Origin of the sequence: Mesorhizobium sp. M0771, assembly GCF_040320155.1 — a bacterium.
GTDB lineage: Bacteria > Pseudomonadota > Alphaproteobacteria > Rhizobiales > Rhizobiaceae > Mesorhizobium.
In genome coordinates this window covers 153,740-178,666 of the sequence record NZ_JAMYPC010000004.1, presented here as the reverse complement: position 1 = coordinate 178,666, position 24,927 = coordinate 153,740, and the positions used below count along the sequence as shown (strand labels likewise).

Here is a 24,927-nt window from a genome sequence, read left to right as displayed (position 1 = left end):
CGCCTTTATGCTGCTTTACGGCCACGCGCGGCAAGCCACGCTTCGGTCAACTGTTCGAAGCGCGCGGCCATGTCGGCGATAGCCTCGCCATCCGTCATCTTGCCTGCCAGCCATTGTTCGGCGGCGTGGACGAAGATGGTGCGGCCGACGGCAAAGCCCTTGACGATCGGCGCCTTGGCGGTGGCGGCAAAGGCCGCTTCCAGTTCGTCCTGCGGCGCTTCGAGACCCAGCAGCACGACGCCACGACACCAGGGATCGTGCTTCAGGATCACCGCTTCGATCTTGGCCCAGGCGCCGGCCGACGCCTGCGGTTCGAGCTTCCACCAGTCCGGCTTGATGCCAAGCGCATAGAGTTCTTCCAGGGCGCGCGGGATCGTCGTTTCGTCGAGCTTGCCGTGCTTGCCGGCGATGATCTCGACCAGAAGCTCCCGGCCGACCTTCCGCGCGGCTTCGAACAGCGAGCGCAGCTTCTGCTGCTGCTCATCCTTGAGCGCTGCCGGATCGTCGGGGTGATAGAAGCACAGGCATTTGATGCAGTGGTCGACCGGCCATTCCACCAGTTGCGAGCCGATGTCCTGCGAGAACTCGAAGCGCAGCGGCCGCGAGCCCGGCAGTTCGACGGGACGGCCGAGCCAGGCAAAGGGGTGGCGGGCGAATTCGAACATCGCTTCGCGGCCATGCTTCTCGTCGATCAGCATGCCATAGCCGTCGCGGCCGGCGGCGACTTTCGCCGCGGCCTTGACCGCCAGCACCTTGAAATCGCGGATGCGCGCCGGATCGGCGCCAGTCTTTGCCGCGACGTCCTCGAGCTGCACACGGTGGTCGCAGGCGAGCGCCATCATCGAGGGGATATCGCGGCGGCGGGTCGTCGCCCAATGGATGTGGTTGATCGCCTCGTCCTTGCGCAGAGCGAGATGCTTGCTGCCGTTCTTGAGGAAGAACTGCAATTCCTCGAAGGTCGGATATTCCGGCGCGCAGAGCAGTCGCGATACGGCGAAGGCGCCGCAGGCATTGGCCCAGGTCGCCGCCGTCGCGTGGTCTTCGCCACCCAGCCAACCGCGCAGGAAACCGGACATGAAGGCATCGCCGGCGCCGAGCACATTGTATATCTCGATCGGAAAGCCCTTGCCGACGACACCGTCTTCCAGATCGTCGCTGATCGGCCCGTCATAGACGATGCAGCCCATGGCGCCGCGCTTCAGTACGATGGTTGCCTTGGACAGCGCGCGGATCGTCTTCAGCGCGCTCAGGCAATCGTCGGCGCCCGAGGCGATCATGATCTCTTCCTCGGTGCCGACGATGAGGTCGCAATCGGGCAGCACCGTCTTCAGCTGGGCCGAGACGCGGTCGGATTTGACATAGCGCTCAAAACCTTCGGCATGGCCTGCGAGTCCCCAGAGGTTGGGGCGGTAGTCGATGTCGAACACCACCTTGCCGCCCCTGGCCTTGATGATGCGGATCGCCTTGCGCTGGGCGGCGTCGCTGTTGGGTCGGGAAAAATGCGTGCCGGTGACGACGATGGAACGGGCCGAGGCAATGAAAGCCTCGTCGATATCTTCTTCGGCGAGCGCCATGTCGGCGCAGTCGCTGCGATAAAAGATCATCGGCGAGACCCCTTCGCTCTCGACCGAAAGCAGCACCAGAGCCGTCAGCCGTTCCTTGTCGGTCTTCAGCCCGTCGACATTGACGCCTTCGCGCCGCAGCTGCTCGCGGATGAAGCGGCCCATCTGCTCGTCGCCGACACGGGTGAGCAGCGCCGAGCGCAGGCCTAGTCTCGCCGTGCCAACCGAGATGTTGGCCGGGCAGCCGCCGACCGATTTGGCAAAGGAGGTGATGTCCTCCAGCCGCGAGCCGATCTGCTGGCCGTAAAGGTCGACGGAAGCGCGACCGATGGTGATGACATCGAGCGTCGCCTGTTTGGCGTCCACGGCTTCGCTCATTGGAACCTCCCGTCGGTCTTGTTGTCTTGAGCAACGTAGTTGGGGGACACGCGCGAGCGGCAGCGTGGCGCCGGGAATATGAAATAATAATTCCAATCCATAGTCAATATGGAATGAGCATTCCTTCCGGGAATTCGAGCGCCCGGCGCCGGCCTAGGCTTTGCGCTTCTTGCCCGTGCTGCGCCGCTTCTCGCCGACGCCGACGGTGAGCGCCATGGCCAGCGCCATGGTGGCCGACAGCGAGCGGAAGCCGGCAAAATCGGCCTCGGCAACCTCGAACCAGACCTTGGCGAACTGCGCTAGTGGCGAAAACGAACTGTCGGTGATGGCGATGATCGGCACGCCCTGTTCGGAAATGGTGCGGGCCTCCTCGATGGTGGCCGGCGCATAGGGCGAGAAACTGATGGCAATGACGGCGTCCGCCGGGGTGGCGAAGGCGACCATCTCGGCATTGAGGCCGGCGGCGGATTCGATCAGCTGGTTGCGGATCTTCAGCTTGCCCAAGGCATAGGCAATGTAGCTCGCCACCGGGTAGGAGCGGCGCTTGGCCAGGACATAGATGGTCTCGGCCTTGGCCAGCAGCGAGATCGCGTCTTCCAGATGCGCCTCGTCCAGCGAGCGCGAAATGTCGTTGAGCGAAGTGCTGGCGGCGGCGACGAAGCCGTCGAAGATGGCTCGGTGTCCAGCACCCGCATCGGCCTTGGCGCGCAGCGCCTGCAGGCGTTCGTCATAAGAGGAATTGCGCTCGCGCAGCCGCTCGCGAAACACCTGCTGCAGGCTGGTGAAGCCGTCAAAGCCTAGTTGCTGGGCAAAGCGGATCAAGGTGGACGGCTGCACGCCCGCCGAAGCGGCGATGCTGGCGGCGGTGCCGAAGGCGATGTCATCGGGATTGTCGAGCGCATAGGCGGCGATCTGGGCGATGCGCTTGGGCAAGGTTTCACGGCGATCGAGGATCGTGGCGCGCAGCGTCTCGAAGTCGCGAGGTACCCGTTCGTCCATCGTCGCCCCGTCCAAGCTCATCTAGAGCATGATGCCGAAAAGTGTGCAGCGGTTTTCGGACGACATCATGCTCTCTTTAACTCAAGTGACGTCCTCTCTGCCCCATCATAGCGAGCCTGCGCAAGAAGGCCATAAAAAATGAGGCAGACATTCCATTCGGAGAAGAAATGGACTAATTCATCCATCGATCGCTTCAGGTATTGGGAGAAAGAAATGGTCGGCGTTGGTCTTATCGGCACGGGTTTCATGGGCAAATGCCACGCCATTGCGTGGAGCGCCGTCGGCGCCGTCTTTCCCGATGTCGCCAAGCCGAAGCTGGTCCATCTCGGCGAGGTCAACGAGGAGCTGGCCAAGCGCAAGGCCGGTGAGTTCGGCTTCGCCAAGGCGTCGGGCGACTGGCGTGCCGTCGTCAACGACCCCGAGGTCGATATCGTCTCGCTGACCACGCCCAATCAGTTCCATCCGGAGATGGCCATCGCTATTCTCGAAGCCGGCAAGCATCTGTGGTGCGAGAAGCCGATGGCGCCGAGCTTTGCCGAAGCAGCGGCGATGGCGGCCGCGGCGAAGAAGTCCGGCAAGGTCGCAGCGCTTGGCTACAACTACATACAGAGCCCGGCCATCCGCCACATCGGCGCGCTGCTCGAGGAAAAGATCATCGGCGAGGTCAACCATCTGCGCATCGAGATGGACGAGGACTTCATGGCCGACCCCGAAGCGCTGTTCTTCTGGAAGCATGAGGCCGCATCCGGCTATGGCGCGCTCGACGATTTCGCCGTGCATCCGCTGTCGCTGGTCTCGACACTGTTCGGCCGCGTCGCAAAAGTCATCTGCGACATGGCCAAGCCCTATGCCGACCGCAAGCTGGCCGGCGGCGGCCGCCGTGCGGTGGAGACCTACGACATCGCCAGCGTTTTGATGCATCTGGAAAACGGCATTGCCGGCACGCTGCTGGTCAACCGCTCGGCCTGGGGCCGCAAGGGCCGCATCGCCATACAGATTTTCGGCTCCAAGGGATCGATCCTGTTCGACCAGGAGCGGATGAACGAAATCCAGCTCTACGTCACCGCCGATCGCCCGACCGAACAGGGCTACCGCACCATATTGGTGGCGCCGCACCACAAGCCTTACGACGCCTTCCTCCCGGCGCCGGGCCATGGGCTCGGTTTCAACGACCTCAAGATCATCGAGTGCCACGAATTGCTGACGCGGCTTGCCGGCAAGCCGGCACGGGTCATCGAATTTGCCGAAGGGCTGGAGATCGAGCGCACCGTGCACGCGATGGCGAGGTCGTTCGAGGAAAAGCGCTGGGTGGATGTGCGGTAAACCCGCTCGCTTCAGCCGCCAGCGACAGCGTTCGCCTCCCAGCCACTGACCCAGACCTGGCGCAGGCGATCGCCTTCGCCTTTGAAGCGCAGCCCGGTCGCTCGGCAATCGGCGATGCGGTCGCTGCGGAAATTGCGGATCGCCTGGCGCAGTTCACACCAGGCGACGATGTTGGCGGTTTCTGAATAGTAGATCAGCGCGATCGGACGGATCAGCCGCTCGGAGGCGCGGCCGATTTCGTCGCGATAGGACAGGTCGAGCTTTTCCTCGTCGCGGATGGCGCGGCGCACAAGCGCCAGATCGATGGTGCCGATTGCCGGTGCTGCGAACCCCCAGACATGCAGTGCGTTGGCGTCGAACGCCTGGCGCAACGGGCGGCGGCACGGCGCCGGCGATCTTGGCGCTGACGCGCTTGGCCGCCTGCTTGAGTTCGCTGTCTCCCGTGCGCTCCAGCAGGGCGAGCGACAGGACGATCGCTTCCATCTCCTCGATCGAAAACATCAGCGGCGGCAGGTCGAAGCCGGGCCGCAATATATAGCCGATACCGCGCCCGCCTTCGATCGGCACGCGCATCGCCTGCAGTGCGGCGATATCGCGATAGATCGAACGCATCGTGACTTCCAGCTGCCCGGCGATCATGGCCGCCGTCACCGGCTGCCGCGCCAGCCGCAGGATCTGGATGATCTCGAACAGCCGCGACGCCTTGCGCATTTCCTCTCCCTGATGAAACGCTACTGACACATCCCCGTCAGTTGGGATGATTTATTGGACTGCCTATCAGGTTGAAAATCAACAAATTCCTCAACGGCACCCCAGCAGGAAGCGACAGGCAACTGGCATGAGTTACGCGGAAAATCTCTGGCTGTTCTTTATCCTGCTGTCCGGCATCATCATCGTGCCCGGCATGGACATGCTGTTCGTGCTAGCCAACGCGCTCACCGGCGGCCGCGACCGGGGCCTCGCCGCCACCGGCGGCATCATGGTCGGCGGCATCGTGCACACGCTGAACGGCGCCATCGGCGTCGGCCTGCTGATGCATTTCGTGCCGATCCTGTACAAGCCGCTGCTGATAGCCGGCGCCGCCTACATGGCCTTCATCGGCATCTCGCTGGTGCGCAGTTCCATCACCGTCGGCCACGACGGGCCCGCCGGCAGCCGTACGGCCTGGATGGCCTTTCGCCAGGGACTGGTGACCTGCCTGATCAACCCGAAGGCCTATCTCTTCATATTTGCCGTCTATCCGCAGTTCCTGAAGCCGGATTACGGCCCGATCTGGATGCAGGCGACGGTCATGGGCTCGCTGACGATGCTGACGCAGGCCGCCATCTATGGCGGGCTCGCCATCACCGCCGGCCGCAGCCGCAATCTGCTGGTGGCCAATCCGCGGGCGACCGCTTTTGCGGGCCGGGCGGCCGGACTGCTGCTGTTTGCGGTCTCGGTGTTTACGGCATGGGAAGGGTTGAGGGCAGCGTGATCCCGATCAAGCGATGACGCCGCGTATCTTCGTCTCGGCGCTGCGCTTGCGGATCACTGTCCCGGTCTTTTCGTCGTCGAGGGCGGCAGCAACCCCGTCCGCGAGACCGATGACGTCATGACCGCCTCACGCTCTCGCCCAAGACGACGAGAAGCTCGTCCAATTGCTCGAACGTCTCGCCCATCGCATCCGCCGCCCCGGTACCGGCCGCGTCGAGAGCCTCCTTCGAGGGATAGAGTTCGTGCATGACCAGCAGCGTCTTGCCACCCTTTTCCTCGAAGGTCAGCGTGGTGACGGGTCCACCGTCACCACCTTCGTCATTGGTCCAGACGAGGCGTGAGTGGGGTGTCACTTCGATATACCTGCCGAAGAATTCGTGAAGGTCCGAGGCGTCGTGGCCGAACACCAGGCGGTACGTGCCTCCGGTACGAGCATCCATCTCGCAGGAACGCAGGAACATGCCCATCGACTTCGGCACCCACCACTGCTTGAACAGCTCGGGCTTGGTCCACGCCTCGAACACGATGCGCGCCGGACCGTTGACTGTTCGCGTGACGACCAGCTCGCGCTCGGACTTCCGTTCGACCGTGGTGCGGCTGTTCGTGGGCTCACTCTCTGTTCTTTGGCGCATCGGCTTTCTCCTTCCGTTTCAATTCCTCGACAACCTTGTCCAACTCGTTGAAGCGTGCGTCCCAGAGCAGGCGGTGCCGCTCGATCCAGGCCGCCTCTTCCTCCAGTCCGCGCAGGCCGAGCTTGCAGGTCCGCACGCGGCCAACCTTCTGCGTGGTGACGAGCCCCGCCTGCTCCAGGACGCCGACGTGCTTCTTCATGCCCGTGAGGGTCATGTGGAACTTTCCGGCAAGCTCGGTGATCGAAGCGTCTGCGCGTCCGAGCTGCTCCAGAACGCCACGCCGGGTGGCGTCCGAGAGCGCGGCGAACGAGGAATCCAAGTCGGTATACTGAACCATATGGTTCAGTATTTAGCAGACCGGTTGCCGGGGTGCAAGGGGAGCCGCAGCGTCCTTCCCGCGCATCGCCTCGTATCAGGCGGCGCCCGGCCGGTTCTCCATCATGGCGCGGCGGGCTGAGCGGCGCCATTCTACGGCGCCGGCGAGGCCGTGCAGCACCGTCTCTGTGGTCGCCCAGTCGATGCAGCCATCTGTGATGCTCTGGCCATAGACGAGCGGCTTGCCTGATACCACGTCCTGCCGGCCGGCGACGAGATTGCTCTCGATCATGACGCCGATGATACGCTCGTCCCCTGCTGCCACCTGGCCGGCGACATCGGCCGCCACCTTCGGCTGGTTCTCCGGCTTCTTGCTCGAGTTCGCGTGGCTGACGTCGATCATCAGACGGGGGGCGACGCCGATGCGGGCAAGTTCAACCGAGGCCGCCTCGACGCTCGCCGCATCGTAATTCGGCTGAACGCCGCCGCGCAGGATGACGTGGCAGTCCTCATTGCCGGTAGTAGTCGCAATGCCGCTGCGTCCGCCCTTGGTCACCGCCATGAAATGATGCGGCTGGGCGGCGGATTTCACCGCCTCGGCGGCGATCCTGAGATTGCCGTCGGTGCCGTTCTTGAAGCCGACCGGGCAGGACAGGCCGGAAGCCAGTTCGCGGTGGATCTGGCTCTCGGTGGTGCGCGCGCCGATGGCGCCCCAGGCGACGAGGTCGGCAATGTATTGCGGCGTCGTCATGTCGAGAAATTCGGTGGCCGAGGGCAGGCCGAGATTGTTGACCGCCGACAGCACGTTGCGCGCCATCCGCAGCCCCTTGTCGATGTTGAAGCTGCCGTCGAGATCGGGATCGTTGATAAGGCCCTTCCAGCCGACAGTCGTGCGCGGCTTTTCGAAATAGACCCGCATGACGATCTCCAACCGGTCGGACAGGGTCTCGCGCAGCGCCACTAGCCGGCTGGCATAGTCAACGGCCGCGACCGGGTCGTGGATCGAACACGGGCCAACGATGACAAGCAGCCGGTCGTCGGTGCCGTTCAAGATGGCATGGGTGGCGTTGCGTGATGCGCTCACGGTGCGCGTTGCCGTCAGCGTGCGCGGGATCTCCCGCATCACCTCGTCCGGCGTACTCAATTCTCGGATTTCCTTGACCCGAAGATCGTCTGTGGTGGTCAACACGGCTTTCTGCTCCTGTTTTTAGGAGACCTGCCGGCTGATACAAAAAAGCCGCCAGGTCTGGCGGCTGTTCGGACTTGTTGCTGCAATCTTCAGATCGAGCGCAATCCTCCCGCCGCCAGCGAGCTGCTAAAGTACCAATACGAGGCGGTCAGGTTGATCATGAGGCTCATATAGTCGATGCGGAGGCGCTTGTCACGTGGGGTATGCGGAGACAATTCGGGATGGGCCGAATCCTCGCGATTTCGTCATCCCTGGGCGGAGCAGGAGCGAAGCCCCGTCGCGGAGACCCTGGGATCCATTCCGTGACCTGGGCCGTGGAGTGCGGCGGAGCAGAATTCTGGACCGTAGCAGCGCTCTGAAGTCGCGGCATGGATCCTCGGGTCTGCGCTGCGTCGCTACGCTCCTTGCTCCGCCCGTGGATGACGAAGTGCCGGCGGTTTCGCCAATCGCCAACACGTATAACGCGGAGCGGCTCATGCCGTCCATGGATCGAAGAGTTCAAGCCCTAAGCCTTCGAAATGTTCCGTATTGCGCGTTGCCAAGGTGAGCTCGTGCGCAATCGCAGTGGCTGCGATCAGGCCGTCCATCGACGATAGACCACGACCGCGGCGCTTGCCAAAACCCATCAGGTCGCCCCAGGCCAAGGCAACCGCATCGTCCACCGGCAAAACCCGCTGTTCGAAGCGCTGGGGCAGGTCCCGGGCGAGCCATTCGGCCAGCGCCTCGCGTTTGCGGCCCTCATCCATCAGAGAGACGCCGCGCCGGATCTCGGCGATCGACACTACGCTGATGAAGGAGCGGTCCTCATCAAGCTCGTCCAGCCAGCCCAGGACACGTGCGACAGGCGCTGGCCTCGTCACCTCGGACAGGACATTCGTGTCGAGCAGCAGTCTCACCGCGGCAGGTCACGCGGTTCGTCGCGCTGACGTTCAAGGTCGAGATCGGCGCCGCGCAGCGGCGAGTCCAGCAGGAACTCGGCAAGCGTACCCTTGCGTGCGATCTTGCGCTGCCATTCCTCGGCCGAGACGACAACCACGCTTGGTTTGCCGTTCTTGGTGATCGTCTGCGGCGAGGACTGCGCGCGCTCGATGACCTCGGAGAGCCGGGCTTTTGCCCCGGCAACCGTCCAGTTGGTGCCTTTGGATGACGTTAGCATCGCATCCCTCGCGACTATCATGACTATCATGACTATCTGGGAATGGCGATGTTGCTGCAACAGGGTTTGAAGCTACTCCGGCGAGGTCCCCGCGACGTTCTGGTCATAGTCGACCAGCGAGCCGGTCATGACGCCGGATTGCGGGCTGGCCATGTAGCTGATCAGCCGCGCGAGTTGGTCGGGCTTGACCAGTTGGCCCATTGGCTGGCCGGCCTCTGCCTTTGCCAGCCAGTCGTCGGAGGCGCCGTGCCATTTCTTCTGCACGATGTCCTCGCCCTCGGTGTCCATCCAGCCCGGCAGCACGGCGTTGCAGCGGACGCGGTTGAAACGATAGGCGTTGGCGACGTTCTTGGTCAGTGTCGCCAGCGCGCCCTTGCTCGAGGAATAGGGCGCAAGGAACGACTGGCCGCAATGTGCCGACATCGACAGCACGTTGACGATCGAGCCCGGCGCCTTCTTGTCCAGCAGATGCGCCACCACGCCCTGCATCAGGAAGAAGGGACCACGCACATTGGTGTGGAAAATCTGGTCGAACACCTCTTCCGAAGTTTCGACAAGTGAACCACGCGCGGACGTGGCGGCGGCGTTGACCAGCGCGTTGATGGTGCCGAAATGCGAGATCGCGGTTGCCACCGCACGCTTGCAGTCCGCCACTTTCGAGACGTCGGCGCTGATGAAGATCGCATCGACGCCGGCCTTCTTGAAGTGGGCGACCGCCTTGTCGCCCTTCTCCTGCGAGCGGCCGATGAGCGCCAGCGCCTTGCAGCCCTCGTCGGCCAGCGCTTCGGCGACGGCAAAGCCGATGCCTTGCGCACCGCCGGTGACGATGGCGCGCGTGTTCGAATTGCGATCGGCGGATGTGCTCATCGCTCTGCTCCTGTGCCTTGGTTCCGGTTCTTACTTGTCGAGACGGACGGTCTTGCCTGATGTCGCCGACTTCAGCGCGGCATCGGCCAGCTTCAGCGCCACGAGGCCGTCGGCGCCGCTCGGCGATGCCTTCTTGCCCGAGGTTGCAGCAGTGATGAAAGCGGCAATCTCGATGGCGTAGGCGTCGAGATAGCGGGTCATGAAGAAATCGTGCAGCGGCGGGCGCGTATAGCCCTTCTCGTTGGCGACCTCTATCGACACCGGCCGCTGGTTTTCGGCGGCGACCATGCCTTTGGAGCCATGCACCTCGATGCGCTGGTCGTAGCCATAGGTGGCGCGGCGCGAATTGGAGATGACGGCCTGCTTCCCGGACGCGGTTTCGAGGATGACGCTGACCGAATCGAAATCGCCGGCCTCGCCGATCTTCTTGTCGACCAGCACCGAAGCATGGGCGCTGACCGCCGCCACCTCTTCGCCGAGCAGGAAGCGCGCCATGTCGAAATCGTGGATGGTCATGTCGCGAAAAATGCCGCCCGAGCGCTTGATGTAATCGACCGGCGGCGCGCCCGGATCGCGCGAGGTGATGGTGACCATCTCGACAGTACCGATGGCGCCGTCGTCGATCGCCTTGCGCACGGCGGCGAAGTGCGGATCGAAGCGGCGGTTGAAGCCGACCATCAGCGTCGCCTTGGCCTTGTCGACCACGGCCAGGCACTTCTCGACGCGCTTGACGTCGAGGTCGATCGGCTTCTCGCAGAAGATCGCCTTGCCGGCCTTGGCGAAACGCTCGATCAGATCGGCATGGGTGTCGGTCGGCGTGCAGATGACCACGGCGTCGATGTCCTTGGCCTTCTCGATCGCGTCGATGGTGCGCACTTCGGCGCCATAGGCGGTTGCCAACTCGGTCGCCGCCTTTTCAAAAGCGTCGGCAACGGCCACCAGTCTGGCCTGCGGGTTGGAGCCGACGGCGCGGGCATGGACCTTGCCGATGCGGCCGGCACCGAGGAGGGCGAAACGAACAGTCATGGGGTATTTCCTCTAGGGGGATGGGTTCGAGAGAGTTGTGTCTCCACCTTCCTTTTGAGAAAGGTGGCAAGATAATTTTTCGAGCACGCCAGAAAACAGGATGACCATCCTGTTCAGGCCGCGAGTTCCGCCTCCCCGGTCTTGGCGCCGGTGATGTAGGAGACGATGTCGTTGCCGTCGGTGTTTTCCTTGCGCAGGTTGGCGACGATGCGGCCGCGCCGGAAGACGACGATGCGGTCGCACAGGTCGAACACCTGGCGCATGTTGTGGCTGATCAGGATCAGCGGCTCGCCATTGTCCTTCAGCGTGCGGATGATGTTCTCGACCTGCGCCGTCTCCTGCACGCCAAGGGCTGCCGTCGGCTCGTCCATGATGATCAGCTTGGAGGCGAAGGTCGCGGTCCGGGCGATCGCAACGCACTGGCGCTGGCCGCCCGACATGTGGCGAATGGTGTTGGACAAATTGGGGATTTTCACTGCCGTGCGGATCAGCGCCGCCTCGGTCGCCTTGCGCATGTATTTGCGGTCGAGGATCGAGAACGGGCCGAGATTGAAAAGCACCTTTTCGCGGCCGAGGAACAGGTTCGACGGCACGTCGAGATCGTCGGCCAGCGCCAGGTTCTGGAACACGGTCTCGATGCCCGCCGTGCGCGCTTCGATCGGCCCGGCAAAATTCACTTCCCTGCCGTCGAACCAGATCTGGCCGCTGGTGCGCTGCTCGACGGCGGTGATCTGGCGCACGAAGGTGGATTTGCCGGCGCCATTGTCGCCCATGATGGCGACATGCTCGCCCTTGCGCAGCTCGAAATTCGCGCCTTCCAGCGCATGGACGCCGCCATAGCGTTTGGTCAGGTTTTCGGTCTTCAGGACGATGTCTGTCGTGGAGATATCTGGCATGGTCAAGCCCTCAATGCCCGCATGCGCTGGCGCCATTGGTCGAGAACGACCGCGCCGACGATGATCACGCCCTTGACCATCTCCTGATAGTAGGCGTCGAGGCGCAGGAAGGTGAAGCCGGAAATGATGACGCCGAAGATCAGCGAGCCGATCACGGTGCCGACGATCGAGCCGCGGCCGCCCGACAAAGAGACGCCGCCGATGACCGCCATGGCGATGGCGTCGAGCTCGTACATGACGCCCATGCCGGACTGTGCTGTCAGGTTCTTGGAGGAGAGCACGACGGCGGCCAGCGCGGCGAGGATGCCGGCAATGACATAGACGAGGATCTTGTGGTTGGCGATCTTGATGCCCGACATGCGCGCGGCATCCTCGTTGGAGCCGATGGCGTAGCAGTGCTTGCCGTAGCGTGTGTAGGTCATGATCAGCTGGAACAGCACCGCCAGCGACAGGAAGATGATGACCGGCATCAGGCCCTTGCCGATACCAGCGAAACTTTCGGTCGGAAACGAGATCGGCTGACCCTTGGACCACCATTTGGCAATGCCGCGCGCGGTCACCATCATGCCGAGCGTGGCGATGAACGGCGGAATGCGCGTGTATGCAATCAAGGAGCCGTTGACGAGACCGGCGAGCAGACCACAGCCGATGGCGACTAGTACCGGCACGATGACCGGCAGGTCGGTCCAGCCTTGCGCCAGGAACATCGCCTTGGGGTTGGGGTTGCCGTTGACCGTCGCCACCTGGGCAAAACTCATGGCGATCATGGCGGTGGCGCCGACGATCGAGCCCGAGGACAAGTCGATGCCGCCGCAAATGATCACCTGCGTGACGCCGATGGCGATGATGCCGACGATCGACACCTGCAGGATGATGATCTGCAGGCGGGCCTCATTGAAGATCCCGGCGACGTTGTCGCGCGTGTTGAACAGGAAGCTGTCGCCAAGAAAGATGCGGCCGATCATTTCGAAGATGACGACCAGAATGACCAGCGCCAGGAAGACGTTGAATTCGGCCGGCCATGTCCGCCTCTTCGCGTCATAGCTGACCCCGCCGACGCCATGAGATGTCTGTGACATGTCTGTCCTCCGTGAGGCGGCATTTGCCCTCCCGCACGTAAGGGCGGTGAGGGAAACGGGAGCGGCGCGATTGATGCGCCGCTCCGTTAGTCGAACGAGTCGCCGGCTCAGTTCTTCTTCAGGAACTTGTCGATGTTGGCTGGCGTCACGAGTTGGAAGGGCACGTAGACCTTGTGCTCGACCTTCTCGCCCTTGGCGAGCTTCAGCGCTGCGTCCAGAGCGCCGGCGCCCTGGCCGGCCGCATCCTGGAACACGGTGGCATCGAGGTCGCCGGCCTGCATGGCGGCAAGCGCGTCCTGCGTGGCGTCGACACCGCCGACGACGACCGTCTTCATGTCGATGTTGGCGGCCTTCATCGCCTGGATGGCGCCGATGGCGCTTTCGTCATTGTTGGCGATGACGCCGTCGAACGGCTTGCCGGTTGACAGCCAGTTGGTCATCAGGTTCTGCGCTTCGTCGCGGTTCCAGTTCGAAGTCTGCTTGTCGATGATCTTGATGAAGCTGCACTCCGGCGTGGCGATCACCTCTTCGATGTCCTTGGTGCGCTGCACGGCGGCCTGGTTGGAAAGCTCGCCCATGATGACATAGACATTGGCCTCCTTCTTGCCGGCCTCGGTGAACAGGCGGCAGACTTCCTTGGTCTCGAGCGTGCCGGAATCGGCCTCGTTCGACGCGACGAAGGCCTGGTTGTCCGGCAGCGTGTCGACATTGACCGGCTGGCGGTTGACATAGACCAACGGGATCTTGGCGGCTGCGGCGGCGTCCGACATCGCCTGCGTGGCCGAGGTATCGACCGGGTTGACGATGATGGCGTCGACGCCCGAGGCGGCGAAGTTCTTGATCTGGTCGAGTTGCTTGGCGACGTCGTTCTGCGCGTCCTCGACCTGCAGTTCCACGCCGCTCATGCCCTTGGCCTGCTCGATCATGCCGTTGCGCAGCACGGTGAGGAAGTTGTCGTCGAACTTGGCCATCGACACGCCGACCTTGGCGGCAAAAGCGGACGAACTCATCAGCGCCGCAAAGGCGACGCCCAAAATCAGTTTCTTCATTGTGTTTCTCCTCCACATTGGTGTCCGGCTGCACCGATCTACCCGGAATCCCCGATAGCCCGAGGAATCTCTCCCTGATGCCTTCCTGTTCCGTATGGCGTTTTGTCCAAGGGATGGAACGCCAGGCTCCCAGTTTGAAACAGATGTTCCGGAACGAAAGAACCAAAATACCAATCTGATGAAATATTTATTCCATTTTTTCGCGAGACGTCAAGAGCGATTCCTAAGTCGGAAAGCGGATTTTCGGTCGCCGCGCCGCAATTTCACGTCGAATCAAGGCCGACAGCGGCCCAGGCCGAGTCTGAAGGCAGACTCTGATAGATTCTATCATCGCCGGGAGAGCCCACGCCGAACGGGTCGGCGCGGCAACGCGTTAGATATTTTCCGGCAGATAGATGTCGAAGGGCAGAAAGGTCTGGCCCGGCGCGTTGGCGGCGCCGGCCTCGATGGAATGCGCCATCAGGTCGACAAGCTCGCGGCACAAGGCGGCGAGCGGCGTCGAGATCACCATTGTCAGGATGTTGTCGGCGAGTGCCGCGCGCGATTCGGCGTTGATCTCGTTGCAGACGACCACCGGCATGTTTGCGGGCTTCGCTGCGCGCAGCGCCGAGACCGCGCCTTCCATGCCGCCGCCGGCGACATAGCAGCCGGCAATATCCGGATACCGCACCAGGAGATCGATCATCGCATCGTGGGTGACCTGGTTGGCTTCCAGATTGACCAGCGTTTCCATCACCGTGAAGTCCGGCGCATGTTCGCGGAAGAAGGAGCGAAATCCGATCTCGCGCAGTTCATGGCCGTGGAAGCGATGACTGCCGACGAAAAGGGCGACCTTGCCGGGGTTCTTTGCCGCCCTGGCGATCATCCAGGCCGCGGTGCGACCGACCTTCCGATTGTCGAGGCCGACATATCCCTCACGGATGCCAGCGGCAAAGTCGGACAGCAGCGAGAAGACAGGTTGCCCCCTCGCTTTCAGCGACTCCACGACCGCCGTCAGCGTCGGATGGTCCGGACCGACAACGGCGATTGCTCTGGATTTCGCTGCCAGCTTGCGCATCTGGGCGGCGATCTCGTCGGCGGCTAGCGAGCTGGCGAAATCGATGGTGGCGACGCCGCGGAAGCGCTGCGATTGCGAGACCGCCATTTCTAGCTCCCTCGCGAAATCGCCGTAAAAAACATCATTGCCCCGCAGCAGCAGAAAGCCGAGGCGGTATTCCGGCAATTCCTGGCGCATGCGCCGCTTGATCAGCCCGGCGGCGTGGTAGCCGATGCCGGTCGCCGCCTCATAGACGCGGCGCGCGGTTTCCTCGCGCACCGGCAGCCGGTTGTTCAGCACCCTGTCGACAGTGGCGACGCTAACGCCGGAGATGCGCGCCAGATCGGTGATGGTTGGCCGTTTTGCCATGACTGTCCCGCATGAGTGCCTGCAACTGCTTACATCGTTCTGATGGAAAATGATAGAAACTATCTTTGTGATATTGAGACTATCACCGCATGGCGCTATTTTGCGCTCGGACACAGGCGCCTGTAATGGACATATCCGTCCTGACGGATGCTGTGGCCGACGGAGGCAGCCCCTATGGAAGCGACACTATCCACACCACCGTCCCGGCGCGACTACAGCCTGATCGGCCGCGACGCCAAGCTCGCCGTCGAGACCGGCCTGTCGGCGGCCGAGTGGTATCACACCGATATTCCGCGCAAGCAGATGAAGGAGCTGATGCAGCGCTCCGATGGGCCGGCGATCCGCGACACCACGATCTGGCTCGCCGCGCTGATCCTGAGTGCCGCCGGCGGCGCCTGGTTCTGGGGCAGCTGGTGGTGCGTGCCGTTCTTCTTCGTCTATGGCGTCCTCTACGGCTCGTCCACCGATTCACGCTGGCACGAATGCGGCCATGGCACTGCCTTCCGCACGCAGTGGATGAACGACGCGGTCTACCAGATCGCCTGCTTCATGATCATGCGCAATCCGGTGACCTGGCGCTGGAGCCACACCCGCCACCACACCGACACCATCATCGTCGGCCGCGACCCGGAAATCTCCGTTATGCGGCCGCCGGATCTGTTCCGGGTCGCGCTTGGCTTTATCGGCGTGCTGGATGCCTGGCATGCGATGTCGGACATGCTGCGCAATGCCGCCGGAAATATCAGCGCGGCGGAAAAGACTTTTATCCCCGAACAGGAGCAGCCTAAAGCCATTCGCATCGCCCGCATCTGGACGGCGATCTATGCCGTGACGATCGCGCTGGCGCTTTATTTCGGTTCATGGCTGCCGCTGATGCTGGTCGGGCTGCCCCGGCTCTACGGCGCCTGGCATCATGTCATGGTCGGCCTGCTGCAGCATGGCGGGCTCGCGGAAAATGTCATCGACCACCGGCTGAACAGCCGCACCGTCTACATGAACCCGGTCAGCCGCTTCATCTACTGGAACATGAACTATCACGTCGAACACCACATGTTCCCGATGGTGCCCTATCATGCGCTGCCTAAACTGCATGCGCTGATCAAGCACGATCTGCCGGCGCCGACGCCGTCGATCCTGGCCGGCTACCGCGAGATGATCCCGGCCTTTTTGCGCCAGCTGCGCAACGAGGACTATTTCCTCAAGCGCGAACTGCCGCCGACGGCGCGGCCCTATCGCGAGGAACTCCACAACGACGCCGTCACCGCCGCGGCGGAATGATCGCGCGATTAAGCTTTTGTTTTGACGCAACTCCGAACGGAAAACCGCAACGCACTTTCCTGGAATTGCTTTTGGGAGGAACACATGAGCGACTGGATCGAAGCCTGTGCTGCCGGCGACATCGACGAAGAAGATGTGATGCGCTTCGACCATGGCGGCCGCACCTTCGCCATCTATCGCAGCCCCGATGACGACTACTTCGCCACCGATGGCCTGTGCACGCACGAAAAGGTGCATCTGGCCGACGGGCTGGTGATGGATGACATCATCGAGTGCCCCAAGCACAATGGCCGCTTCAATTACAAGACGGGGGCGGCACGCGGCGCGCCGGTTTGCGTCAATCTCGCCACCTATCCGGTAAAGGTCGAGGCCGGCAAAGTGCTGATCCAGATCGGATAGGACCATGCAGGCGGGAATGGTCATCATTGGCGCCGGCGAGTGCGGCGGGCGGGCAGCGCTGACACTGCGCGAGCTGGGTTATGACGGGCCGGTGACGCTGGTGGGTGACGAACCCCATCTGCCCTATGAGCGGCCGCCCCTGTCCAAGGACGCAATGACGAGCGACGCGGCCGAGATCAAGACGATCGCCAGCGACGAAATTCTGGCCGAGAAATCGATCCGGCATATCCATTCCGTTCAAGCGGTGGCGATCGACCGCCCGGCGCATATGGTGCGGCTGTCGGACGGTTCGGCCCTGCCCTACGACAAGCTGCTGCTGGCGACCGGCTCGACACCGCGCAAGCTGCCGATGCCGGGATTGGGGTCGCGCTGCGTCTACCTCCGCACCTTTGCCGACGCGCTGGCCATTCGCGCCCACCTCAGCCCGGCAAACCGCATCGCCATCATTGGTGGTGGCTTTATCGGCCTGGAGCTCGCCGCTTCGGCGCGCAAGGCAGGGGCTGCCGTCTCCGTCATTGAGGCGCAGCCGCGCATCCTCCTGCGCGGGGTGCCGGCGGAGATCGCTGAAATCATCCATCAGGCGCATGAGGCCGAAGGCGTGACCGTGCTCACCGGTCAGGGCATCGCTGATATCGCCGACGACGGCGCTGAGGTGCACATCATGCTCGCCGATGGGCAGGACATCGTCGCCGATCTCGCCGTCATCGGCATCGGCGCCGTGCCGGTGACCGGGCTTGCCGCGGAAGCGGGCCTGACCGTCGATAACGGCATCGCCGTCAATGGCGAACTCCAAACAATCGATCCCGACATCTTCGCCGCCGGCGATTGCTGCTCGTTTCCGCTCGCTGTCTATGCTGGCCGGCGGGTGCGGCTGGAAGCCTGGCGCAATGCGCAGGAACAGGGTGCGCTGGCCGCGAAGAACATGCTGGGCGCCCGCGAAGCGCATGCCGCGGTGCCATGGTTCTGGTCGGATCAGTATGGTTTGTCGCTGCAGGTCGCCGGCCTTTCGGACGAGGGCAAAAGCACGGTCCGCCGCGATCTCGGCGACGGTGCTTTTATTCTGTTTCATCTGGCCGAGGATGGCAGGCTGGTGGCGGCGAGCGGCCTCGGTACGGGCAATGCCGTGGCGCGCGACATCAGGCTGGCCGAGATGCTGATCGCCAAGCGGGCTAGGCCGGCGCCGGAGGCGTTGGGGTCGCCGGATGTGAAGCTGAAGTCGTTGCTGGCAGCGTGAAGGACTGACTTACCCTCCCCTTGTGGGGAGGGTCGCTGCGAAGCAGCGGGGCGGGGGTGCGGCACCGGCCTCCACCCGGACCTGCGGTCCGACCTCCCCACAAAGGGGGAGGTAGACGGCTGAGCTAAGCCCGCTAAAACAGCGCCTTCAGCTCGTCCAGCTTGTCGTTGACCAGCCAGCCGTAATAATTCTCCTCGGGCAGTTTGACCGCCTCACCCGCCGCGCGGCGCTTGTCGTTCTCGGCCTTCAGCGCATAGGCGCGCTGCTCGGGATTGCCGACATTGTAGAGCGTGGCGGTCAGCCCCGGATTGCCTGAGATGTCGAAGCCGGCAATGTTTTTGTAGGCGTCGATCGACTTCCTGATCGTCGCTGCGACGTAGGGCAATGTCAGGTCCGGATCCATGATGGTCTTGTAGACCCCATTGGGATCGCCGACATCGAGCTCGGGCAGCCCCGACACCTTGTGCACGAGATCGCTCATCTGCAGCGCGGTCAGCGGGTTGAGCTGGCCGAGGCCAAAGGTCTGGCCGGCATAGTAGGGCTGGAAGAAGGTTGCGCCGAAGCGGTCGTTGGGAAAGCTTGTGCCGCCGACGGTCTTGCCGCGGAAGGAGCGGTTCCACACCTGCTCGCGGCATTCCCACAGGTCGTAGCTGTCCGACATCGTGCACTTCTTGAATTCCGGCCGCTGCACGAAATCGGTGATGTCCTCTCCGTCATAGGCGAAGGACAGCTTGCTGGAGAGGTAGGAAATCGCCTTGACGTAGTAGGTCTGCAGCCGGTCGTAGGCGTCGACATTGTAGGTGTGCTCGCCGACGATGGCGCCGACGATGTGCAAAGGATTGATGCCGTAGGCAGCGGCGGCCTTCCTGATCTTGGCGCGCAGTTCGACGTCGTTCTGAAGCAAGGCGTAGACCTTGCGGTATTTGGCCTGGAAGGTGGTGTTGGTCGCCTGGGTGCGGCGGCTGGAGGCGCCCGGTATGTCGGGCTGCACGACATTGCGGTTGCCCGCCGGCACCAATGTCGCCGCGTCAGCCGCGAACAGCGTCGCCGCCAGCGTCAAGCCGAGAATGACAAGGATCAGTTTTTTCATGCGCCGCCGCCCAAGCAATTCCAGGAAAGTGTGAAACGGCTTTCCGTCCGGAATTGCGTCTAGAGAATTGCCGCGCAAACTAGGGAGTGCTCCCGGTTGAGTCGAGAGCGCCCTTGCACCCGGCAAGACGAAAGGTGGCCCGATGATACCATCCGGCCACACATCAAGCTGTTAGCCGGATTGTTGCCTAAGCATCGGCCCAAAGATCGAAACCGATTTTTGGAAAGTCCGATGCATCGATTCAATACTGCTAGAGCGACCTTTGCGTGTCCAAAGGACGCGCGGCGCTCTAATACCGGCGCCGGATGAACCGGCGCCCTCGTTTAAAGGATGAATCGCGACAAATCTGTGTTTCGCGAGAGGTCGCCGACATGCTTTTCCACATAGGCGGCATCGATGGCGACGCTGGTGCCGTTGCGGTCCGGCGCGTCGTAGGAGATCTCGTCCAGCACACGCTCCATCACCGTCTGCAGGCGTCTCGCGCCGATGTTCTCGACACTGGCGTTGAGGTCGACGGCAATGCCGGCCAGCGAATCGATGGCGTCGTCGGTGAAGGTGAGATCGACGCCTTCGGTCTTCATCAGTGCGATATACTGCTTGATCAGGCTCGCCTCGGTCTCGGTGAGGATGCGAATGAAATCGTCCTTCTCCAGCGCCCGCAACTCGACACGGATCGGCAGGCGGCCCTGCAATTCCGGCAACAGGTCGGAGGGCTTCGAGACATGGAATGCGCCCGAGGCGATGAACAGTATGTGGTCGGTCTTCAACGGCCCATATTTGGTCGCCACCGTCGTGCCTTCGATCAGCGGCAGCAGGTCGCGCTGCACGCCTTCGCGCGAGACGCCGGCGCCCATGCCACCTTCGCGCGAGGCGATCTTGTCGATCTCGTCGAGGAAGACGATGCCGTCATTTTCGGTCGCGTCGAGCGCCCGGCGCACCACCTCGTCCTGGTCGAGCAGCTTGTCGGACTCGTCGTTGACCAACAGCGCGTAGGACTCCTTGACCGTCGTCTTGCGCGCCTTGGTCTTCTTGCCACCCATCGCCTTCGACAGCATGTCGTTGATGTTGAGCACGCCGATATTAGCGCCCGGCATGCCGGGGATCTCGAAGCCGGGCATGCCGCCGGTGCCGGTGTCGGCAACCTCGATCTCGATCTCCTTTTCGTCGAGCTCGCCGTCGCGCAGCTTCTTGCGGAAGGAATCGCGGGTCGCCGGGCTCGCCGTCTTGCCGACCAGGGCTTCCAGCACGCGCTCCTCGGCATTGAGGTGCGCGCGCGCCTTCACGTCCTCGCGCATCTTCTCGCGCACCAGGCCGATGGCGATCTCGACCAGGTCGCGGATGATCTGCTCGACATCGCGGCCGACATAGCCGACTTCGGTGAACTTGGTGGCCTCGACCTTGACGAAGGGCGCACCGGCGAGTCGCGCCAGGCGGCGCGAGATCTCGGTCTTGCCGACGCCGGTCGGGCCGATCATCAGGATGTTCTTCGGCATCACCTCTTCGCGCATCTGGCCTTCCAGCTGCTGGCGGCGCCAGCGGTTGCGCAAGGCAATGGCCACGGCGCGCTTGGCGTCCTTCTGGCCGATGATGAAGCGGTCGAGTTCCGAAACGATTTCACGGGGAGAGAAGGTGGTCATATCACTAGATTCCACTTTGCCACTGCTTGATGGACTCGAACGGATGCAGCAGCATGATCACGTTGAGCGTCAGATTGTCCCGGATGAGGTAGCCGACACCCAGTTCGAAGATGAGGGCGAGGCCGACGATGCTCCATATAGGTAGCTTTCGCGCCATCACAAATCCCAGCACCATGGCCAGCGTGTCGGACACCGAATTGATGATCGAGTCGCCATAGTAATCCAGCGAGATGGTGCCGGCGCGGTAGCGCTCGATGATGAACGGGCTGTTTTCCAGGAGTTCCCAGCCGCCCTCGATGACGACGGCGAATGCCAGGCGCAGACCGATTGGCGAGCGCGGGAACAGGAACCAGGCCAAGGCGTAGAACAGGAAGCCGTGGATGATGTGCGAGAACGTGTACCAGTCGGAAATATGCTGGGAATTCTCCGAACTGTTCACCACACCGTGCCAGAGTTTGACGTAACCGCAGGTGCAGATCGGCGTGCGGCCCATGCCGTAAAGCGCGCCGGCCTGGAAGATGAGCAGAGCGAGCACGAGCAGAAGCCCCATCCGCCAGCTGTCTTCATAGGCCGAGTAATTTTTGGCAGTGCCCGGTGTCGCCATCAACTCATTCCCCTTCTTCCGCGTCGCTCTCTTCGGCATCGACGGCCATCAGCACGACGTCCCCATATCTAGAGTGTCTGCGATCGATAGCCCTGAAGCCCGCCTTTTCATAGGCGCGGATGGCGCGGCCATTGTCGGGATGCGGATCGATGATGACGCGCGGCGCGCCTTCCTCGAACAGTTGCTCGACGAATTGCCTGACGATAGCCGAGCCATGACCTTTGCCAACCAGGTCCGGCACGCCGATCGACAGGTCGATGCCGAGCGTGCCGAACGGCTGGTCGGCATAGGGATGGCCATCTTCCAGATGCGGATCGTAGCTCTGCAGATAGGCGATCGGCCTGCCGTCGAGCTCGACGATCAGCGGCTCTACAGAAATAGAGTCGATGTGCTCCCCGATTTCGGCGATTTCCGTCTCCCGATCGTCCCACCATTCGGCGACATGCGGCTCGGCCAGCCAGCCGGCGATCATCGGCAGGTCTTTTTCGGTAACCGGTCGAAAATCATAGAGCACCGGCGGGTTAGCCGGCATCGAGCGTTTCGACAACAAAGTTGTTGTTGGTATAGACGCAAATGTCGGAGGCGATCTGCATCGCCTTGCGGGCGATCTCCTCGGCATCCTTGTCGCTGTCCATCAGCGCGCGGGCAGCGGCCAGCGCATAGTTGCCGCCGGAACCGATGGCCATGACGCCGAATTCGGGCTCCAGTACGTCGCCGGTGCCGGTGAGCGCCAGCGAAACCGACTTGTCGGCCACCAGCATCATCGCTTCCAGCCGGCGCAGATAACGGTCGGTGCGCCAGTCCTTGGCGAGCTCGACGCAGGCGCGCGTCAACTGGTCGGGATATTGTTCGAGCTTGGCTTCCAGCCGCTCCAGAAGGGTGAAAGCATCCGCCGTGGCGCCGGCGAAACCCGCAATGACATTGCCGCCTTTGCCGATGCGGCGCACCTTTTTGGCGTTGCCTTTCATGATGGTCTGGCCAAGGCTGACCTGGCCGTCGCCGGCGATCACCACCTTGTTGCCCTTGCGCACCGTCACGATGGTCGTGGCGTGCATGCTCAGTTCATTCGACATTTTTAGCTCCGATTCGCGCGATCCCGATAAGGCGATTGGCGCGCGGTACGAGTGATTTCGATCGGCCATATGTATGCATGGGGCGGGTGATTGCAAACGGCGTCCGCCATGGCCGGTGGCTGTCCGCATCGCAACTGGCAATCGCCGGATCATGCTGCTAGAAGGCTTTCGTTTTCAAGCAAATGACAGCTTGGAACCCCGTCTTGAGTTTCGAACCCCTCAGCCAAGGACAAGGTCATGGCGTCCCGTTCCGCCGAAGTCAGCCGCAAGACCAAGGAAACCGAGATCAGCGTCTCGGTCCATGTCGACGGCACCGGAAAATCCGACATGTCGAGCGGCGTCGGCTTCTTCGACCACATGCTGGACCAGCTGTCGCGCCACTCGCTGATCGACATCACGGTGAAGGCCAAGGGCGACCTGCACATTGACGACCACCACACGGTCGAGGACACCGGCATTGCGATCGGCCAGGCGCTGGCCAAGGCGCTGGGCGAGCGGCGCGGCATCATGCGCTACGCCTCTGTCGACCTTGCCATGGACGAGACGCTGACGCGGGCCGCGATCGACGTGTCGGGCCGTCCGTTCCTGGTCTGGAATGTCGCCTTCTCGTCGCCCAAGATCGGCACGTTCGACACCGAACTGGTGCGTGAATTCTTCCAGGCGCTGGCGCAGAATGCCGGTATCACGCTGCATGTCACCAATCATTATGGCGCCAACAATCACCATATTGCCGAGACCTGCTTCAAGGCGGTGGCGCGCGCGCTGCGTTTCGCACTGGAGCGCGACCCGCGCCAGCCGGAAGCGGTTCCCTCCACCAAGGGATCTCTGAAAGGGTAGGCTGATGGCCATCTATGTCGTGATGGAACCGCCAGGCCGCACCGAGGCGGCCGACGCAACCGTTTTGGTCCGCGACGGTTTTTCCTGGCTGGCTTTCCTGGTGGCGCCGCTGTGGCTCGCCTGGCACAGGCTGTGGATCGAGGCGGCGCTCGCCTTCGTCGCCATGGGGCTCATCTCGGTGCTCGGCCAATGGCTGGGACTGGACTGGGCCGGCTCCGCACTGTCTTTACTGGTCTCGCTCTATATCGGGCTGGAAGGCCAAGGGCTGCGGATCGCAGCGCTGCGCCGCCGCGGCTGGCATGAATGGGGCGTCGTCGAAGCCGACAATCCTGACGATGCCGACATCCGCCAGACACTGGACGCCCAGGCGCTTGCCGACGAGCCGGCGCCGCTGCCGCGCATCGTGCCGGACGCCAGCCTGGCCCGGCCGACGCAGACCGGGCTGACGCTGGGCCTGAGCCATACGCCGGGAAAAGCCTGAGATGCGGGTTGCCATCATCGATTACGGGTCGGGCAATCTGCGCTCGGCCACCAAGGCCTTCGAGCGCGCCGCGCATGAAGCCGGCATTGCCGCTGCCATTGAGCTAACCGCCGACGCCGAGCGGGTGCGCAGCGCCGACCGAATCGTTTTGCCCGGCGTCGGCGCCTATGCCGATTGCGCGGCGGGCCTGCGCGGCGTCGCCGGCATGTGGGAAGCGGTGGAAGAGGTAGCGATCGCCAAGGCGCGGCCGTTCCTCGGCATCTGCGTCGGCATGCAGCTGATGTCGCAGCGCGGCCTGGAAAAGACCGTGACCAAGGGCTTCGGCTGGATTGCCGGCGACGTCAAGGAGATCACGCCCGCCGATCCGGCACTGAAGATCCCGCAAATCGGCTGGAACACCATCGATCTGGAGCGCAAGCACCCGCTGTTTTCGGGTATTGCGACCGGGCCTAAGGGTCTGCACGCCTATTTCGTTCATTCCTACCATCTCGACGCGACAAGGCCGGACGAAGTGCTGGCCGTCGCCGATTATGGCGGCCCGGTAACGGCGGCGGTCGCGCGCGGTAACCTTGCCGGCACGCAATTCCATCCGGAAAAGAGCCAGGCGCTCGGCCTGGCACTGATCACCAACTTCCTGCGCTGGAGGCCTTGAGATGAGCAAGAAGGGCTACTGGATGGCGATGGTCGATGTGACCGATCCGGAAAACTATCCGAAATACATCGCCGCCAACAAAGCGGCGTTCGACAAATACGGCGCGAAATTCCTGACGCGAGGCGGTCAGTCGTCAAGCCCGGAAGGGCCATCCGGCAATCGCCATGTGATCGTCGAGTTCGAAAGCTACGAGGTCGCGCTGGCTTGCTTCCATTCTCCCGAATACCAGGCAGCGCTGAAATTCCGGCGCGCTTATTCGACCTCGCATTTCGCCATTGTGGAAGGGGTCTGAA

Annotated in this window: 27 protein-coding genes and 1 pseudogene; 9 read left to right on the top strand and 19 right to left on the bottom strand. The window is 62.9% G+C overall.

The window, feature by feature from the left end; genetic code table 11:
- Positions 1-5: 5 nt before the first annotated feature.
- Positions 6-1,940 (bottom strand): bifunctional 5-dehydro-2-deoxygluconokinase/5-dehydro-2-deoxyphosphogluconate aldolase, encoded by a 1,935-nt coding sequence (locus NKI05_RS08205; RefSeq protein WP_352792297.1) that lies wholly within the window; start codon positions 1,938-1,940, stop codon positions 6-8.
- 153 nt (positions 1,941-2,093) lie between these two features.
- Positions 2,094-2,939, bottom strand: coding sequence for a MurR/RpiR family transcriptional regulator (locus NKI05_RS08200; RefSeq protein ID WP_023703746.1), 846 nt, complete (start codon positions 2,937-2,939; stop codon positions 2,094-2,096).
- A 213-nt stretch (positions 2,940-3,152) separates the two neighbouring features.
- Here NKI05_RS08200 and NKI05_RS08195 point away from each other — a divergent pair, with 213 nt between their 5' ends.
- Positions 3,153-4,262: a Gfo/Idh/MocA family protein gene (locus tag NKI05_RS08195; RefSeq protein ID WP_023814498.1), complete on the top strand. Its 1,110-nt coding sequence runs from the start codon at positions 3,153-3,155 to the stop codon at positions 4,260-4,262.
- An 11-nt stretch (positions 4,263-4,273) separates the two neighbouring features.
- On the opposite strand, the pseudogene NKI05_RS08190 reads toward NKI05_RS08195, so the two are convergent.
- Positions 4,274-4,973: pseudogene (locus tag NKI05_RS08190) on the bottom strand (helix-turn-helix transcriptional regulator).
- Between the two features lie 127 nt (positions 4,974-5,100).
- Here NKI05_RS08190 and NKI05_RS08185 point away from each other — a divergent pair.
- Positions 5,101-5,736: a LysE family translocator gene (locus NKI05_RS08185; protein WP_023748281.1), complete on the top strand. Its 636-nt coding sequence runs from the start codon at positions 5,101-5,103 to the stop codon at positions 5,734-5,736.
- A 115-nt stretch (positions 5,737-5,851) separates the two neighbouring features.
- Here the strand turns inward: NKI05_RS08185 and NKI05_RS08180 are convergent, their stop codons facing one another.
- The 11 genes from NKI05_RS08180 to NKI05_RS08130 form a co-directional block, all read right to left on the bottom strand.
- Positions 5,852-6,367, bottom strand: coding sequence for an SRPBCC domain-containing protein (locus NKI05_RS08180; RefSeq protein WP_023814499.1), 516 nt, complete (start codon positions 6,365-6,367; stop codon positions 5,852-5,854).
- Complete coding sequence (locus tag NKI05_RS08175) at positions 6,345-6,704, bottom strand: ArsR/SmtB family transcription factor (RefSeq protein WP_023672338.1); 360 nt, start codon at positions 6,702-6,704, stop codon at positions 6,345-6,347. The genes NKI05_RS08180 and NKI05_RS08175 overlap by 23 nt, the downstream gene beginning before the upstream one ends.
- A 75-nt stretch (positions 6,705-6,779) precedes the next feature.
- The gene (locus tag NKI05_RS08170) at positions 6,780-7,871 is read right to left on the bottom strand and encodes a 3-deoxy-7-phosphoheptulonate synthase (RefSeq protein WP_023695981.1); all 1,092 of its coding nucleotides are present in this window, start codon (positions 7,869-7,871) and stop codon (positions 6,780-6,782) included.
- Positions 7,872-8,344: 473 nt separating this feature from the next.
- Positions 8,345-8,767 (bottom strand): type II toxin-antitoxin system VapC family toxin, encoded by a 423-nt coding sequence (locus NKI05_RS08165; protein WP_023814500.1) that lies wholly within the window; start codon positions 8,765-8,767, stop codon positions 8,345-8,347.
- Positions 8,764-9,027: a type II toxin-antitoxin system Phd/YefM family antitoxin gene (locus NKI05_RS08160; RefSeq protein WP_023702090.1), complete on the bottom strand. Its 264-nt coding sequence runs from the start codon at positions 9,025-9,027 to the stop codon at positions 8,764-8,766. The genes NKI05_RS08165 and NKI05_RS08160 overlap by 4 nt, the downstream gene beginning before the upstream one ends.
- Positions 9,028-9,099: 72 nt before the next feature.
- Entirely contained in the window at positions 9,100-9,894 is a 795-nt protein-coding gene (locus NKI05_RS08155) for an SDR family oxidoreductase (RefSeq protein WP_023814501.1), read from the bottom strand.
- Between the two features lie 30 nt (positions 9,895-9,924).
- Positions 9,925-10,920, bottom strand: coding sequence for an inositol 2-dehydrogenase (iolG, locus tag NKI05_RS08150; RefSeq protein WP_023672333.1), 996 nt, complete (start codon positions 10,918-10,920; stop codon positions 9,925-9,927).
- Between the two features lie 113 nt (positions 10,921-11,033).
- On the bottom strand, positions 11,034-11,816 hold the full coding sequence (locus NKI05_RS08145; RefSeq protein ID WP_027049093.1) for an ATP-binding cassette domain-containing protein: 783 nt from the start codon (positions 11,814-11,816) through the stop codon (positions 11,034-11,036).
- A 2-nt stretch (positions 11,817-11,818) separates the two neighbouring features.
- A complete protein-coding gene (locus NKI05_RS08140) occupies positions 11,819-12,895 on the bottom strand; it encodes an ABC transporter permease (RefSeq protein ID WP_023687413.1) in 1,077 nt (358 codons plus the stop codon).
- A gap of 107 nt (positions 12,896-13,002) precedes the next feature.
- Positions 13,003-13,944, bottom strand: coding sequence for a sugar ABC transporter substrate-binding protein (locus NKI05_RS08135; RefSeq protein WP_023684065.1), 942 nt, complete (start codon positions 13,942-13,944; stop codon positions 13,003-13,005).
- 373 nt (positions 13,945-14,317) lie between these two features.
- Positions 14,318-15,349, bottom strand: coding sequence for a LacI family DNA-binding transcriptional regulator (locus tag NKI05_RS08130; protein WP_023695982.1), 1,032 nt, complete (start codon positions 15,347-15,349; stop codon positions 14,318-14,320).
- A 174-nt stretch (positions 15,350-15,523) separates the two neighbouring features.
- Between NKI05_RS08130 and NKI05_RS08125 the strand changes: the two genes are divergently transcribed.
- From NKI05_RS08125 to NKI05_RS08115, 3 genes are all read left to right on the top strand, one after another.
- The gene (locus NKI05_RS08125; protein ID WP_023695983.1) at positions 15,524-16,627 is read left to right on the top strand and encodes a fatty acid desaturase family protein; all 1,104 of its coding nucleotides are present in this window, start codon (positions 15,524-15,526) and stop codon (positions 16,625-16,627) included.
- 84 nt (positions 16,628-16,711) lie between these two features.
- Positions 16,712-17,026 (top strand): MocE family 2Fe-2S type ferredoxin, encoded by a 315-nt coding sequence (locus tag NKI05_RS08120; RefSeq protein WP_023672328.1) that lies wholly within the window; start codon positions 16,712-16,714, stop codon positions 17,024-17,026.
- Between the two features lie 4 nt (positions 17,027-17,030).
- Complete coding sequence (locus NKI05_RS08115; RefSeq protein WP_031201364.1) at positions 17,031-18,260, top strand: NAD(P)/FAD-dependent oxidoreductase; 1,230 nt, start codon at positions 17,031-17,033, stop codon at positions 18,258-18,260.
- 133 nt (positions 18,261-18,393) lie between these two features.
- On the opposite strand, the gene NKI05_RS08110 is transcribed toward NKI05_RS08115, so the two are convergent.
- The 5 genes from NKI05_RS08110 to hslV form a co-directional block, all read right to left on the bottom strand.
- Positions 18,394-19,350, bottom strand: a complete 957-nt coding sequence (locus NKI05_RS08110) for a DUF1402 family protein (RefSeq protein WP_023732726.1) — start codon at positions 19,348-19,350, stop codon at positions 18,394-18,396.
- Between the two features lie 323 nt (positions 19,351-19,673).
- The gene (gene hslU, locus NKI05_RS08105) at positions 19,674-20,987 is read right to left on the bottom strand and encodes an ATP-dependent protease ATPase subunit HslU (protein WP_023703756.1); all 1,314 of its coding nucleotides are present in this window, start codon (positions 20,985-20,987) and stop codon (positions 19,674-19,676) included.
- A 4-nt stretch (positions 20,988-20,991) separates the two neighbouring features.
- Positions 20,992-21,591 carry a DUF2585 domain-containing protein gene (locus NKI05_RS08100; RefSeq protein ID WP_023695986.1) on the bottom strand — a complete coding sequence of 200 codons (600 nt, stop codon included), beginning with the start codon at positions 21,589-21,591 and terminating at the stop codon, positions 20,992-20,994.
- Between the two features lie 4 nt (positions 21,592-21,595).
- The gene (locus NKI05_RS08095) at positions 21,596-22,123 is read right to left on the bottom strand and encodes a GNAT family N-acetyltransferase (protein ID WP_023814502.1); all 528 of its coding nucleotides are present in this window, start codon (positions 22,121-22,123) and stop codon (positions 21,596-21,598) included.
- Entirely contained in the window at positions 22,113-22,664 is a 552-nt protein-coding gene (gene hslV, locus NKI05_RS08090) for an ATP-dependent protease subunit HslV (RefSeq protein ID WP_023672322.1), read from the bottom strand. Before hslV ends, NKI05_RS08095 begins: the two co-directional genes overlap by 11 nt.
- A 237-nt stretch (positions 22,665-22,901) precedes the next feature.
- Between hslV and hisB the strand changes: the two genes are divergently transcribed.
- Genes hisB through NKI05_RS08070 form a run of 4 tightly spaced genes read left to right on the top strand, consistent with a single transcriptional unit; the run spans position 22,902 to position 24,926 of the window.
- Positions 22,902-23,501 carry an imidazoleglycerol-phosphate dehydratase HisB gene (gene hisB / locus NKI05_RS08085; RefSeq protein ID WP_023672321.1) on the top strand — a complete coding sequence of 200 codons (600 nt, stop codon included), beginning with the start codon at positions 22,902-22,904 and terminating at the stop codon, positions 23,499-23,501.
- 4 nt (positions 23,502-23,505) lie between these two features.
- Positions 23,506-23,982: a DUF2628 domain-containing protein gene (locus NKI05_RS08080; protein ID WP_023672320.1), complete on the top strand. Its 477-nt coding sequence runs from the start codon at positions 23,506-23,508 to the stop codon at positions 23,980-23,982.
- A gap of 1 nt (position 23,983) precedes the next feature.
- Positions 23,984-24,634, top strand: a complete 651-nt coding sequence (gene hisH, locus NKI05_RS08075) for an imidazole glycerol phosphate synthase subunit HisH (RefSeq protein WP_023672319.1) — start codon at positions 23,984-23,986, stop codon at positions 24,632-24,634.
- Between the two features lies 1 nt (position 24,635).
- Positions 24,636-24,926, top strand: coding sequence for a DUF1330 domain-containing protein (locus tag NKI05_RS08070; protein WP_023672318.1), 291 nt, complete (start codon positions 24,636-24,638; stop codon positions 24,924-24,926).
- Position 24,927 lies beyond the last annotated feature (1 nt).

Coding starts and splice junctions, on each gene's coding strand:
- NKI05_RS08205 (WP_352792297.1), bottom strand. CDS start 1,940: ATGAGCGAAGCCGTGGACGCCAAACAGGCGACGCTCGATGTCATCACC.
- NKI05_RS08200 (WP_023703746.1), bottom strand. CDS start 2,939: ATGGACGAACGGGTACCTCGCGACTTCGAGACGCTGCGCGCCACGATC.
- NKI05_RS08195 (WP_023814498.1), top strand. CDS start 3,153: ATGGTCGGCGTTGGTCTTATCGGCACGGGTTTCATGGGCAAATGCCAC.
- NKI05_RS08185 (WP_023748281.1), top strand. CDS start 5,101: ATGAGTTACGCGGAAAATCTCTGGCTGTTCTTTATCCTGCTGTCCGGC.
- NKI05_RS08180 (WP_023814499.1), bottom strand. CDS start 6,367: ATGCGCCAAAGAACAGAGAGTGAGCCCACGAACAGCCGCACCACGGTC.
- NKI05_RS08175 (WP_023672338.1), bottom strand. CDS start 6,704: ATGGTTCAGTATACCGACTTGGATTCCTCGTTCGCCGCGCTCTCGGAC.
- NKI05_RS08160 (WP_023702090.1), bottom strand. CDS start 9,027: ATGCTAACGTCATCCAAAGGCACCAACTGGACGGTTGCCGGGGCAAAA.
- NKI05_RS08155 (WP_023814501.1), bottom strand. CDS start 9,894: ATGAGCACATCCGCCGATCGCAATTCGAACACGCGCGCCATCGTCACC.
- iolG (WP_023672333.1), bottom strand. CDS start 10,920: ATGACTGTTCGTTTCGCCCTCCTCGGTGCCGGCCGCATCGGCAAGGTC.
- NKI05_RS08145 (WP_027049093.1), bottom strand. CDS start 11,816: ATGCCAGATATCTCCACGACAGACATCGTCCTGAAGACCGAAAACCTG.
- NKI05_RS08140 (WP_023687413.1), bottom strand. CDS start 12,895: ATGTCACAGACATCTCATGGCGTCGGCGGGGTCAGCTATGACGCGAAG.
- NKI05_RS08135 (WP_023684065.1), bottom strand. CDS start 13,944: ATGAAGAAACTGATTTTGGGCGTCGCCTTTGCGGCGCTGATGAGTTCG.
- NKI05_RS08130 (WP_023695982.1), bottom strand. CDS start 15,349: ATGGCAAAACGGCCAACCATCACCGATCTGGCGCGCATCTCCGGCGTT.
- NKI05_RS08125 (WP_023695983.1), top strand. CDS start 15,524: ATGGAAGCGACACTATCCACACCACCGTCCCGGCGCGACTACAGCCTG.
- NKI05_RS08120 (WP_023672328.1), top strand. CDS start 16,712: ATGAGCGACTGGATCGAAGCCTGTGCTGCCGGCGACATCGACGAAGAA.
- NKI05_RS08115 (WP_031201364.1), top strand. CDS start 17,031: ATGCAGGCGGGAATGGTCATCATTGGCGCCGGCGAGTGCGGCGGGCGG.
- NKI05_RS08110 (WP_023732726.1), bottom strand. CDS start 19,350: ATGAAAAAACTGATCCTTGTCATTCTCGGCTTGACGCTGGCGGCGACG.
- hslU (WP_023703756.1), bottom strand. CDS start 20,987: ATGACCACCTTCTCTCCCCGTGAAATCGTTTCGGAACTCGACCGCTTC.
- NKI05_RS08100 (WP_023695986.1), bottom strand. CDS start 21,591: ATGGCGACACCGGGCACTGCCAAAAATTACTCGGCCTATGAAGACAGC.
- NKI05_RS08095 (WP_023814502.1), bottom strand. CDS start 22,123: ATGCCGGCTAACCCGCCGGTGCTCTATGATTTTCGACCGGTTACCGAA.
- hslV (WP_023672322.1), bottom strand. CDS start 22,664: ATGTCGAATGAACTGAGCATGCACGCCACGACCATCGTGACGGTGCGC.
- hisB (WP_023672321.1), top strand. CDS start 22,902: ATGGCGTCCCGTTCCGCCGAAGTCAGCCGCAAGACCAAGGAAACCGAG.
- NKI05_RS08080 (WP_023672320.1), top strand. CDS start 23,506: ATGGCCATCTATGTCGTGATGGAACCGCCAGGCCGCACCGAGGCGGCC.
- hisH (WP_023672319.1), top strand. CDS start 23,984: ATGCGGGTTGCCATCATCGATTACGGGTCGGGCAATCTGCGCTCGGCC.
- NKI05_RS08070 (WP_023672318.1), top strand. CDS start 24,636: ATGAGCAAGAAGGGCTACTGGATGGCGATGGTCGATGTGACCGATCCG.